The following is an 11,186-nucleotide window of genomic DNA, read 5'->3' as shown; positions in this document are numbered from 1 at the left end:
CCATGGCGCAGTTTGAACTCATCGAGAAGCTGGCACCGAACGCAGTGATCAAGGTCATCGGCGTGGGCGGCGGCGGCGGCAACGCCGTGTCGCACATGGTCAATGCCAACGTGGATGGCGTGGAGTTCGTGGTCGCGAACACCGATTCGCAGGCCATCAAGAACGTCGGCGCGAAGCTGCACCTGCAGCTCGGCGCCAACGTGACCAAGGGCCTTGGCGCCGGCGCCAACCCGGAAGTCGGCCGCCAGGCCGCGCTGGAAGACCGCGAACGCATCATGCAGGCGCTCGACGGCGCCGACATGGTCTTCATCACCGCCGGCATGGGTGGCGGCACCGGCACCGGCGCCGCGCCGGTCGTCGCGCAGCTGGCCAAGGAGATGGGCGTCCTGACCGTCGCCGTGGTCACCAAGCCCTTTCCGTTCGAAGGCCGCCGCCGCATGCAGGTGGCGCTGAAGGGCATCGAGGAACTGGCCAGCCACTGCGACTCGCTGATCACCATCCCGAACGAGAAGCTCATCACCGTGCTGGGCCGCGACGCCACCATGGTGCAGGCCTTCCGCGCCGCCAACGACGTGCTGCTCGGCGCCGTGCAGGGCATCGCCGACCTGATCGTCCGCCCGGGCCTGATCAACGTCGACTTCGCCGACGTCCGCACCGTGATGAGCGAGATGGGCCTCGCCATGATGGGCAGCGGCACCGCCCGCGGCGACGACCGCGCCCAGGCCGCGGCCGAGGCCGCCATCAGCAACCCGCTGCTCGACGAGGTCAACCTCGCCGGCGCCTGCGGCGTGCTGGTCAACATCACGGCCGGCCCGAACTTCACCATGCGCGAGTTCGACGAGGTCGGCCGCACCATCGAGGAGTTCGCTTCCGAAGACGCCACCGTGGTCATCGGCACCGTGCTCGACCCGGAGATGCAGGACGACGTCCGCGTCACCGTGGTCGCCACCGGCCTCAACCGCGGCGTGCAGGCCGGCCGCCTGCCGAACCGCGAGAGCCACCGCGAGCTGGCCCGGGCCGTCGAGCGCGAAGTGGCCCGCCCGAAGGTGCAGCTGATCCGCAACGGCAGCACCGGCCTGCCCGAGTACGCCGATGCCGTGGCCCCGGTCGCGGCCGGCCGTGACACCGGCAGCTTCGCCGGTAGCCTTCGCGGCCGCTCGGCCGACGTGGCCGGCCCGACGGCGCTGTCCGACCTGCCGGCCGACCAGGCCTACCTGGACATCCCGGCCTTCCTGCGTCGCCAGGCGGACTGAGACCCGGTCCCGGCCGATCACGGAGCCGGTAGGGCTCCGGGCCGGGGACTGCTCGTCTCAGTCGCCGGCTGGACAACAGGCGGGCAGGGGGCTGCCCGCTCTGTTGCAGATTTGACACGGAGAAGTTCAGTTTTTAAGGTTTCGTTAAAGCAGGGGCGTGCTAATGTGCGCGCCCTACCGTGTCAACCCCCTCGGGGATCCTGACGATATGTTCAAGCAGCGCACCCTCAAGAACGTCATCCGCGCCACCGGCGTCGGCCTGCACAGCGGCGAGAAGGTCTACATGACCCTGCGCCCGGCGGCCGTCGACACCGGCATCGTGTTCCGTCGCGTCGATTTCGACCAGCCGGTCGAGATCCAGGCGACGGCTCTGGCCGTGGGCGACACCTCGCTGTGCACCGCGCTGGTGAAGGACCAGGTCCGCGTCATGACGATCGAGCACCTGCTCTCGGCCATGGCCGGCCTCGGCATCGACAACGCCTACGTCGACCTGTCCACGGCCGAAGTGCCGATCATGGATGGCTCGGCCGGCCCCTTCGTCTTCCTGCTGCAGTCGGCGGGCATCGAAGAGCAGAACGCCGCCAAGCGCTTCATCCGCATCAAGAAGCCGATCCTCGTCGAGGACGGCGACAAGTGGGCCCGCTTCGAGCCGTTCGAAGGCTTCAAGGTCGGCTTCACCATCGATTTCCAGCACCCGGCCTTCCGCCGCTCGACCTCGAGCGCCGAGATCGATTTCTCCACGACCTCGTTCGTGAAGGAAGTCAGCCGTGCCCGCACCTTCGGCTTCATGCGCGACATCGAATACCTGCGCGAGCGCAACCTGGCGCTGGGCGGCTCGATGGACAACGCCATCGTGCTCGACGACTACCGCGTGCTCAACGACGACGGCCTCCGCTACGAGGACGAGTTCGTGAAGCACAAGATCCTCGACGCCATCGGCGACCTTTACCTGCTCGGCCACAGCCTGATCGGCGCGTTCTACGGCCACAAGTCGGGCCACGCCCTCAACAACCGCCTGCTGCGTACCCTGCTGGCCGACAAGACGGCCTGGGAAGAGGTGACCTTCAGCGACCCGGCGAAATCGCCCATCTCCTACGTGAGCCCGGCCGCGGCGGTCTGACCCCACCGCGTCGCGGAGGCCCGCACAGCGGGGCTCCACGGCCATCGTGACGCCCGAAGCCCGCCGGTGACCCCGGCGGGCTTCCTCGTTTCCGGGCCCGCTTCACCGATTGTTAGCGGGTTTTTAACGACCCGTCCGTAGACTCCGGGTTCCCGCCCGCGAGGTCGGGGGCCCGGCCGCTTGCGGCCAGGCGCAGGAGTTGGGCCTTGAGATCGGGGTCCGCAACGGATTGGGCGGCGGCTTCGAGCGTGGCTCGGGCTTTCGCCGAGAGCGGTGCTCCATGGCGTTCCGGCAACGGCGCGTCGGGGGGCACCACCTTGAGGGTCACCGACCGGGCTTCGATCCCGGCCGCGTCGGCCGCCGCCAGCAGCAGCGCGGTGTCCATGCGCAGCCGGGCCTTCCAGGCCGGGGAGGGGACCACCACCACCATGGTTCCGCGGTCGACGTTCGCCAGGCGCACCTGCCCGGCCAACGCCGGCGGCAGATGGCGGCGGAAGCGCTGGTCGATGGCGTCCAACCACTGGGCGCGGGCGATCACCGCGGCGAGGTCGCCTTCCGCGACCCACTGGCCGGCCGGCCGGGGGGCGCTGGAGGGGCCGGAGGCCGGTTCCGTCGTGTTGCGAGGTTTGGATCGAAGCATGCTCAACATCATCGTCGTTTCCCGCAGCCTGCGCGCGCCCCTGACCCTCAGTCTGGAATCGAAGCGCCACCGCTGGTTTTGCGCGGGCGGCCTCGCGGCAGCCGTCGCGGCCATCGGGCTGCTGGGCGCCGGCATCGGGCACTGGGTGGCGGGCGCGGACGCGGCGCTGGCGCCACTTCGCGCCGAAGTGCAGGCCAGCCGTGCCGCCGTCGAGCAGGCGCGCGCCGAGGCCCAGCGCGACGTGAATGCGATGGCGGCGAAGCTCGGCGAGCTGCAGGCCCAGGCCAACCGTCTCAATGCCCTGGGCCACCGCCTCACGGCCATGGGCCAGTTGAAGGACGGGGAGTTCGACTTCAGCGAGCGCCCGGCCATGGGCGGGCCGGAGAACCCGGGCCAGCCGCAGGACGTGGCGGTCGTGCTGGGCTCGGTGGAGTCGCAGTTCGCCCAGGCCGAGAAGCAGCTCGATGTGCTCGGTGCCCTGCTCGAAGGCCAGGAGCTGGCGGAGGCGTCGCGGCCGAGCCGCGCTCCCGCGCCGGGCTACATCTCCTCGGGTTTCGGCACCCGGGCCGACCCCTTCACCGGCGGACGCGACCACCACCTCGGCGTCGACTTCGACGCCAACTACGGCGACCCGGTGCGTGCCGCCGCCAACGGCATCGTCAGCTTCGCCGGCTGGAAGAACGGCTACGGAAACACCGTCATCGTCGACCACGGCGACGGCTACCGGACGCTCTACGGCCACAACCAGCGCAACCTGGTCCGCGTCGGCGATGTCGTGCGCGCGGGGCAGGAAGTCGCGAAGGTCGGCTCGACCGGCCGTTCCACCGGCGCCCACCTGCACTTCGAGGTGCACGTCAACGGCCGCCCGGTGAACCCCATGGCCTACCTGGAGCGCATCAAGGGCTGACCGGTCGTCGCAGCGGGCACCGCAGCCCGCTTGAAAGCGGGGTCCATCGCCACCAGCTAGAATATGCGGCTGCCCTCCGGCGGCCGCTTCCGTTTTCAAGGGCGGCCACCGGCGCGCCCCCACACCGCAAAGACCCGTCCATGCTCAATCGCCTTCTCACCGCCCTGTTCGGCAGCCGCAACGAGCGCCTGGTCCGCCAGCTCTCGAAATCCGTCGCCAAGGTCAACGCCCTCGAGGCGGGGCTGAAGGAGCTCGACGACGCCGCGCTGCAGGCCAAGACGGCCGAGTTCAAGGCGCGCGTGGCCAATGGCGAATCGCTCGACGCCCTGCTGCCGGAAGCCTTCGCGGTCTGCCGCGAGGGCGCCCGCCGCGCGCTCGGGATGCGCCACTACGACGTGCAGCTGATCGGCGGCATGGTGCTGCACAGCGGCAAGATCGCCGAGATGCGCACCGGCGAAGGCAAGACGCTGATGGCGACGCTGCCGGTGTACCTCAACGCGCTGTCCGGCAAGGGCGTGCACGTGGTGACGGTGAACGACTACCTCGCCCGCCGCGACGCCGGCTGGATGGGCAAGCTCTACAACTTCCTCGGGCTGTCGGTGGGCGTGGTCTACCCGGGCATGCCGATGGGCGACAAGAAGGCCGCCTACGCCGCCGACATCACCTACGGCACCAACAACGAGTTCGGCTTCGACTACCTGCGCGACAACATGGCGCTGCGCAAGGAAGACCGCCACCAGCGCGGCCTGAACTACGCCATCGTCGACGAAGTCGATTCGATCCTCATCGACGAGGCGCGCACGCCGCTGATCATCTCCGGCCCCGGCGACGAGTCGCCCGAGCTGTACGTGAAGGTCAACAAGGTGGTGCCGCAGCTGCGCCGCCAGGCCGACGAAAACGCCGACGGCGACTTCTGGGTCGACGAGAAGGGCAAGCAGGTGCACCTGTCGGAGGGCGGTATGGAGCACGCCGAGGCGCTGCTGCGCGCCGCCGGCATCCTGCAGGGCGAGGACAGCCTCTACGCCGGCCACAACATCGCCGTCGTCCACCACCTGAACCAGGCGCTGCGCGCCCACGCGCTGTTCCAGCGCGACGTCGACTACATCGTCCGCGGCGGCGAGGTGGTGATCGTCGACGAGTTCACCGGCCGTACCCTGGCCGGCCGCCGCTGGTCGGACGGCTTGCACCAGGCCATCGAGGCCAAGGAGAACGTGCCGATCCAGCGCGAGAACCAGACGCTGGCCTCGATCACCTTCCAGAACTACTTCCGCATGTACGGCAAGCTCGCCGGCATGACCGGCACCGCCGACACCGAGGCCTTCGAGTTCAACTCGATCTACGGCCTCGAGGTGGCGGTGATCCCGACGCACCGTCCGATGATCCGCAAGGACATGCCGGACCTGGTCTTCCTCAACCGCAACGGCAAGTACCTCGCGGTCATCGAGGACATCAAGGAACGCCACGCCAAGGGCCAGCCGGTGCTGGTCGGCACCACCTCGATCGAGACCTCGGAGCTGATCAGCGAGCAGCTGACGGCCGCCGGCATCGTCCACGAGGTGCTGAACGCCAAGCAGCACGAGCGCGAGGCCCACATCGTCGCGCAGGCCGGCAAGCCCGGCGCCGTCACCATCGCCACCAACATGGCCGGCCGCGGCACCGACATCGTGCTGGGCGGCAGCCTCGAGGCCGAGCTGCACGCCGCCGGCGAGGTCGACGAGGTCGCCAAGGCGCGCATCAAGGCCGACTGGCAGGCCCGCCACGACGCGGTCAAGGCCGCGGGCGGCCTGCACATCATCGGCACCGAGCGCCACGAGAGCCGCCGCATCGACAACCAGCTGCGCGGTCGCTCCGGCCGCCAGGGCGACCCCGGCTCCTCGCGCTTCTACCTGTCGCTCGAAGACAACCTGATGCGCATCTTCGCCAGCGACTGGGTGCAGAAGGCGATGACGCGCATGGGCATGAAGGAGGACGAAGCCATCGAGAGCGGCCTCGTCACCCGCCAGATCGAGAACGCCCAGCGCAAGGTCGAGGCCCACAACTTCGACATCCGCAAGAACCTGCTCGACTTCGACGACGTCGCCAACGACCAGCGCAAGGTCGTCTACGAACAGCGCAACGAGCTGCTCGACCAGGGCGAGGTCCACGAGACCATCGAGGCGATCCGCGACGACGTGCTCGCCGCGCACACCCGCAAGTACGTGCCCGTGCAGTCGATCGACGAGCAGTGGGACCTGCCCGCGCTCGAGAACAGCCTGCGCGACGAGTTCGGCGTGCAGGTCGACATCCGCGGCGCCATCACCGCCGGCGCCGAGCTCGACGACGAGGGCATCGTGGCCAAGGTCGTCGAGGCCGGTCGCGCGCACTTCGCCGGCAAGGAGGCCCAGCTCGGCGCGGAGCTGATGCGCCAGCTCGAGAGCCAGGTGATGCTCTCGATGCTCGACCAGAACTGGAAGGAGCACCTCGCGCGCATGGACTACCTGCGCCAGGGCATCCACCTGCGCAGCTACGCGCAGAAGCAGCCGAAGCAGGAGTACAAGCGCGAGGCCTTCGAGCTCTTCGAGGAGATGCTCGACAAGGTGAAGCGCGACATCGTCACGCTGCTCGCCCGCGTGCGCATCCGCAGCGAGGAGGAAGTCGCCGCGATGGAGGCCGAGGAGCGCCGCCGCGCCGAGGCCCAGGCCCAGCGCATGCAGTTCCAGCATCCGGAAACCGGCGGCTACAGCGCCGACGAAGAAGCCGCCGACGTGCGCGAGGAGCAGCAGCGCCTGGCCCGCGTCGCCGCCGCCTCGGCCGCCGCCGCGGCCGGCCCCGCCATCGGCCGCAACGACCCGTGCCCCTGCGGCTCGGGCCGCAAGTACAAGCACTGCCACGGCCAGGCCTGAGGGCCGGCCTCGCCCGCCGCGGCGCGCGCTCCTCGCCGATGGCCGCGGCCGCGCCGCTCCATGTGGTCGCCGGGGTGCTGCACGACGGGCAGGGGCGCGTGCTGCTCGCGCGTCGTCCGCCCGGCAAGGCCGACGCCGGCCTGTGGGAGTTCCCCGGCGGCAAGGTCGAGCGCGGCGAGGCCCCGTTCGACGCGCTGCGGCGCGAACTCCACGAAGAGCTGGGCGTGCGCGTCCTCGACGGCGTGCCGCTGATCCGCGTGCCGGTGGCTGCCGCGGGCGAGCCCGCCGCGCTGCGCCTCCACCTCGACACCTGGCAGGTCCGCGCCTTCGAAGGGGCCCCCGTGGCCCACGCGCATGACGCCTTGGCCTGGGTGGCCTTGGACGACCTCGACGCTTACCCGATGCCTCCGGCCGATCGTCCGGTGGTGGCGGCCCTGCGCGAGCCCGACCGCGTGCTGATCACCCCGGAACCCGGCGACGGGCCCGGGGCCGAAGCCGCGTGGCTAGCGGCCGCCCACGCGGCCCTGGCTCAAGGCGTCCGTCGCGTGCATTTGCGCCTCGCGGACGCCGAGCGGCGCCAGCGCCTTGCCGTGGCCCTCGCGCCGCTCTGCCGGGCCGCCGATGCCGGGCTGTGGGTGCATGGCGACGCCGCCTTGGCTGCTGCACTCGGCGTGGGCCTGCACTGGCGGGCTGGCCAACTGCGGGAGGCGGGTACCGCGGCCCTCACGCACCGGCATCGGGAGGCCGGCGGACGCGTGTGCGCTGCCGTGCACGACGCCGACGAGTTGGCGTTGGCTGAAAGCCTTGGCGTCGACGACCTGCTGCTCGGGCCGGTGAAGCCCACGGCCACCCATCCGGGCCAGCCAGGCCTCGGCTGGGTCGCCTTCGAGCGGCTCCGCTCGCTGACGACGCGGCCGGTGTACGCCTTGGGCGGGGTGGGCCCGGGCGATCTCGCCGAAGCCCGCCATCATGGGGCCCAGGGCGTGGCGGGGATCCGGGCGTTCTGGCCCGATCAGGCGGCTTGGGCGGTGTAGGACTTCACGCCGCGCAGGTCCACTGTGTCTCGCGCGATCCAAAGGTCATGCGCGTCCTGCATGGCCAGCCAGCTTTCCGCGCTACGCCCCAAGGCCTTGGATAGTCTGAGTGCCATCTCCGGCGACACCCGGCTGCTGCCCTTCAAAATACGGCTGAGCGTCGATGGAGAAACGTCCAGCAACGCGGCGAGCTCCCGTCCGCTCATGCCGAGGGGCTCAAGGTAAGTCGCGGCGATGAATTCACCGGGATGCGGGGGGTTGAACATGGCCATCAGTGGTAATCCTCGTAATCCAGAACGTGGACGTCACCGTCCACGAACTCGAAGGTCAGTCGCCAGTTCCCGTTGACGGTAATGGACCATTGCCTTTTCCGATCGCCCTTCAAGGGATGAAGGCGGAAGCCCGGCAGGTCCAGATCGTCAATCGAACGTGCGGTATCCAGTGCCGCGAGTTGCATGCGGAGTCGGTTGGCATGGCTCGCGCGAATCCCGGCCCCGGAGCCCGTCTCGAAGAACCGGCGCAATCCCTTGTGCCTGAACGACTTGATCATTCCCGCATCGTAGACTGTTGCGCATCACGCAACAAGCGTGCCTCCAGCCTCCCAACCGCGGCGTCGAGCTCGTCCAGCGATCCGAGGTTGACGAGCACGTCGTCGGCCAGCGCCAGGCGCTGCGCGCGGGTGGCCTGGGTCGCGATCATCCGCGCGGCGAGGGCGGCATCGACACCGTCGCGGGCCATCAGGCGCGCGCACTGCACGGGTGTGGGCACGTCGACCACGACGATGCGGTCGAGCATCGGCCAGGTGTCGCGCCCGCCGCCCTCGGCGAGCAGGGGGATGTCCATCACCACGTAGGGCGTGGTGGCCGCGGCGGCGCGCCCGATCATCCAGGCGCGGATGCGCGGGTGCAGCAGGGCTTCCAGCGCCCGGCGTTCCTCGGGGGCGGCGAACACGCGCGCCCGCAGGGCCGCGCGGTCGAGCCGACCGTCCGGCCCCAGCACCGCGGCGCCGAAGTGGGCGACCACGGCGGCCAACCCCTCGGTGCCCGGCTCGACCACCGCGCGGGCGGCGAGGTCGGCGTCGACCACGCAGCCCGGGTGCCGGGCCTCGAAGGCGCGGGCCACGCTCGATTTGCCGGAGGCGACGCCGCCGGTGAGTCCGATGAGCGGGCCGGCAGCGGCCATGAGGGGGGCAGGCGTGCGGCGGTCAGGGCGCGGTGGCGCCCGGCGGCAGCATCAGGCCCCAATAGAAGGCCGACAGCTCCGGGCCGAACAGGAACCACACCCAGCCGGCGATGGCGAGGAAGGGGCCGAAGGGGATCTGCGTGTCGCTGTCCTTGGCCAGCAGCTTCAGGCCGACGCCGCCGATGATCGCGCCCACCAGGGAGGAGAGCAGCACGATCGGCAGGATGGCCGAGGCCCCGCACCAGGCGCCGAGGGCGGCCAGCAGCTTGAAGTCGCCGTTGCCCATGCCCTGGCGGCCCTTGATCAATGCGTAGGCCGTGCTGACGGACCACAGGCTCAGGTAGCCGGCGAGCGCGCCGAGGATGGCGCTGTGCGGGGGCACGAAGAGCGTCATCACGCTGGCGCCGAGGCCGAGCCACAGCAGCGGGTAGGTGAGGTCGTCGAACAGGAACTTGGTGCGCCAGTCGATGCCCGCCAGTGCGATCAGCAGGCCGGTGAAGACCAGCGCCGCCCCGGCCTCCAGCCCCGTGCCGAAGCGCCACACGCAGGCCGCGAAGGCGAGGCCGGTGATGAGCTCGACGATCGGGTACTGCACCGAGATCGGCGTCTTGCAGGCCGAGCAGCGCCCCCGCAGCGCCAGCCAGCTGAGGACCGGGATGTTCTCGTACCAGCGCAGGGCATGGCCGCACTTGGGGCAATGCGAACCCTTGACGACGATGCCCGGCGGCTGGGGCTCGTCGCTCTCGGGCAGGTCGAGCACCTCGCGCGCTTCGCGGCGCCAGCCCCACATCATCCGCGGCGGCACGCGCAGGATGACGACGTTGAGGAAGCTGCCCACCAGCAGGCCCAACAGGAAGACGGCCGCGATCGCGGCCGTCCGGTTCTGCATCAGGAGCTCAAGCATCGATCAGATCGCCGCACCGAGCTTGAAGATCGGCAGGTACATGGCCACCACCATGCCGCCGACGAGGGTGCCGAGCACCACGATGATGAAGGGCTCCATCAGGCTGGTCAGGGCATCGACGGAGTTGTTGACCTCGCCCTCGTAGAACTCGGCGACCTTGAACAGCATGGAGTCCAGTGCGCCCGATTCCTCGCCGATGCCCACCATCTGCACCACCATGGGCGGGAAGATGCCGACCTGCTTCATGGCCAGATTCAGGGAATAACCGACGGCCACGTCATCGCGGACTTTGGCCACGGCCTCGTCATAGATCACGCTGCCCGTGGCGCCCGCGACGGTGTCCAGCGCCTCGACGAGCGGCACGCCGGCTTTAAAGGTCAGCGCCAGCGTGCGGGCAAAGCGCGAGATGGCCGACTGGTGGAGGATCTGTCCGATTACCGGGATCTTCAGCGCCATACGATCCACGTTTCGCTGCAGATTGGCGGACGCTTTGTAGGCGAATGAAAAGGCAAACACCGACGCAATCGACAATCCCAGCATCCACCACCAGTTTCCGACGACAAACTCAGACAAATCAACGTAGATCTGAGTGAACGCGGGGAGATCGGCGCCGAAGCTGGCGAAGGTGGTCTTGAACTGCGGGATCACGAACATCAGCAGGATCAGGCTCACGATGAGTCCGACCGCCAGCACGCCGGCCGGGTAGAACAGGGCCTTCTTGATCTTGCCCTTCAGCGCCTGGATGCGCTCCAGGTAGGTGGCCAGCGTGTCGAGCACGGTGTCAAGCACGCCCGCGCCCTCGCCGGCTTTGACCAGATTGCGGTACAGCTCGTTGAACTGGACCGGAAAGGCCTTCAGAGCCTCGCTCAAAGCATTGCCGCCGGAGACGTCGTCGCGCAGCGCCTTGATCATCTGGGCGAACTTCGGGTTCTTCTGCCCGTTGGAGAGGATCTCCAGCGCCTGCACCATGGGCACGCCGCTGGCCATCATCGTGGCCATCTGCCGGCTGAAGAAGGTGACCTCCTGGCCGCTGACGGTCTTGCCGGCGCTGCCGAACAGGGGCTTGGGCTTGGGGCGGATGGTGCCCGGGTTCATGCCCTGCTTGCGCAGCTCGGCCTTGACGAAGTTGGCCGATTTCGCGGCCATCTCGCCCTTGAGGGTCTTGCCGCGCTTGTCGGTGGCCACCCAGACGAATTCGCTGAGCGGGTTTTCCCGGGCAGCCGACTTCGGGGGGGTCTTGGCGGTGCGTGCGGTGGCAGACATG

The 11,186-nt window shown here is 69.5% G+C and carries 11 protein-coding genes; 5 read left to right on the top strand and 6 right to left on the bottom strand.

The window, feature by feature from the left end:
* Positions 1-2: 2 nt before the first annotated feature.
* Together ftsZ and lpxC are read left to right on the top strand one after the other, a co-directional pair.
* Complete coding sequence (ftsZ, locus tag ACYVAK_RS02995; RefSeq protein WP_461057834.1) at positions 3-1,253, top strand: cell division protein FtsZ; 1,251 nt, start codon at positions 3-5, stop codon at positions 1,251-1,253.
* A 208-nt stretch (positions 1,254-1,461) separates the two neighbouring features.
* Positions 1,462-2,373, top strand: a complete 912-nt coding sequence (gene lpxC, locus ACYVAK_RS02990; RefSeq protein WP_461057832.1) for a UDP-3-O-acyl-N-acetylglucosamine deacetylase — start codon at positions 1,462-1,464, stop codon at positions 2,371-2,373.
* Positions 2,374-2,485: 112 nt separating this feature from the next.
* Here the strand turns inward: lpxC and ACYVAK_RS02985 are convergent, their stop codons facing one another.
* Positions 2,486-3,013 (bottom strand): DciA family protein, encoded by a 528-nt coding sequence (locus ACYVAK_RS02985; protein ID WP_461057830.1) that lies wholly within the window; start codon positions 3,011-3,013, stop codon positions 2,486-2,488.
* On the opposite strand from ACYVAK_RS02985, the gene ACYVAK_RS02980 reads away from it, so the two are divergent.
* The 3 genes from ACYVAK_RS02980 (at position 3,012) to ACYVAK_RS02970 (ending at position 7,836) form a co-directional block, all read left to right on the top strand.
* Positions 3,012-3,920 (top strand): M23 family metallopeptidase, encoded by a 909-nt coding sequence (locus tag ACYVAK_RS02980; protein ID WP_461057828.1) that lies wholly within the window; start codon positions 3,012-3,014, stop codon positions 3,918-3,920. The genes ACYVAK_RS02985 and ACYVAK_RS02980 overlap by 2 nt on opposite strands.
* Positions 3,921-4,060: 140 nt before the next feature.
* Positions 4,061-6,802 carry a preprotein translocase subunit SecA gene (secA, locus tag ACYVAK_RS02975; RefSeq protein WP_461057826.1) on the top strand — a complete coding sequence of 914 codons (2,742 nt, stop codon included), beginning with the start codon at positions 4,061-4,063 and terminating at the stop codon, positions 6,800-6,802.
* A 38-nt stretch (positions 6,803-6,840) separates the two neighbouring features.
* Entirely contained in the window at positions 6,841-7,836 is a 996-nt protein-coding gene (locus ACYVAK_RS02970) for a Nudix family hydrolase (protein WP_461057824.1), read from the top strand.
* Here ACYVAK_RS02970 and ACYVAK_RS02965 read toward each other — a convergent pair.
* From ACYVAK_RS02965 to ACYVAK_RS02945, 5 genes are read right to left on the bottom strand one after another with little or no spacing between them, the layout of a single operon-like run.
* The gene (locus ACYVAK_RS02965) at positions 7,815-8,108 is read right to left on the bottom strand and encodes a HigA family addiction module antitoxin (RefSeq protein ID WP_461057822.1); all 294 of its coding nucleotides are present in this window, start codon (positions 8,106-8,108) and stop codon (positions 7,815-7,817) included. The genes ACYVAK_RS02970 and ACYVAK_RS02965 overlap by 22 nt on opposite strands.
* A complete protein-coding gene (locus tag ACYVAK_RS02960; RefSeq protein ID WP_461057820.1) occupies positions 8,108-8,386 on the bottom strand; it encodes a type II toxin-antitoxin system RelE/ParE family toxin in 279 nt (92 codons plus the stop codon). Before ACYVAK_RS02960 ends, ACYVAK_RS02965 begins: the two co-directional genes overlap by 1 nt.
* The gene (gene coaE / locus ACYVAK_RS02955) at positions 8,383-9,018 is read right to left on the bottom strand and encodes a dephospho-CoA kinase (protein ID WP_461057818.1); all 636 of its coding nucleotides are present in this window, start codon (positions 9,016-9,018) and stop codon (positions 8,383-8,385) included. The genes ACYVAK_RS02960 and coaE overlap by 4 nt, the downstream gene beginning before the upstream one ends.
* Positions 9,019-9,040: 22 nt before the next feature.
* Positions 9,041-9,922: a prepilin peptidase gene (locus tag ACYVAK_RS02950; protein WP_461057816.1), complete on the bottom strand. Its 882-nt coding sequence runs from the start codon at positions 9,920-9,922 to the stop codon at positions 9,041-9,043.
* 3 nt (positions 9,923-9,925) lie between these two features.
* On the bottom strand, positions 9,926-11,185 hold the full coding sequence (locus ACYVAK_RS02945) for a type II secretion system F family protein (protein ID WP_461057814.1): 1,260 nt from the start codon (positions 11,183-11,185) through the stop codon (positions 9,926-9,928).
* Between the last annotated feature and the right edge of the window lies 1 nt (position 11,186).

Source organism: Silanimonas algicola (assembly GCF_054777375.1).
This window is presented reverse-complemented; position numbering and strand designations above follow the sequence as displayed.

Bases quoted from the DNA above. Each gene is read 5' to 3' on its own strand.
- ACYVAK_RS02970 (WP_461057824.1), top strand. From the start codon at position 6,841: ATGGCCGCGGCCGCGCCGCTCCATGTGGTCGCCGGGGTGCTGCACGAC.
- ACYVAK_RS02980 (WP_461057828.1), top strand. From the start codon at position 3,012: ATGCTCAACATCATCGTCGTTTCCCGCAGCCTGCGCGCGCCCCTGACC.
- ACYVAK_RS02950 (WP_461057816.1), bottom strand. From the start codon at position 9,922: ATGCTTGAGCTCCTGATGCAGAACCGGACGGCCGCGATCGCGGCCGTC.
- lpxC (WP_461057832.1), top strand. From the start codon at position 1,462: ATGTTCAAGCAGCGCACCCTCAAGAACGTCATCCGCGCCACCGGCGTC.
- ACYVAK_RS02985 (WP_461057830.1), bottom strand. From the start codon at position 3,013: ATGCTTCGATCCAAACCTCGCAACACGACGGAACCGGCCTCCGGCCCC.
- ACYVAK_RS02960 (WP_461057820.1), bottom strand. From the start codon at position 8,386: ATGATCAAGTCGTTCAGGCACAAGGGATTGCGCCGGTTCTTCGAGACG.
- secA (WP_461057826.1), top strand. From the start codon at position 4,061: ATGCTCAATCGCCTTCTCACCGCCCTGTTCGGCAGCCGCAACGAGCGC.
- coaE (WP_461057818.1), bottom strand. From the start codon at position 9,018: ATGGCCGCTGCCGGCCCGCTCATCGGACTCACCGGCGGCGTCGCCTCC.
- ACYVAK_RS02945 (WP_461057814.1), bottom strand. From the start codon at position 11,185: ATGTCTGCCACCGCACGCACCGCCAAGACCCCCCCGAAGTCGGCTGCC.
- ACYVAK_RS02965 (WP_461057822.1), bottom strand. From the start codon at position 8,108: ATGGCCATGTTCAACCCCCCGCATCCCGGTGAATTCATCGCCGCGACT.
- ftsZ (WP_461057834.1), top strand. From the start codon at position 3: ATGGCGCAGTTTGAACTCATCGAGAAGCTGGCACCGAACGCAGTGATC.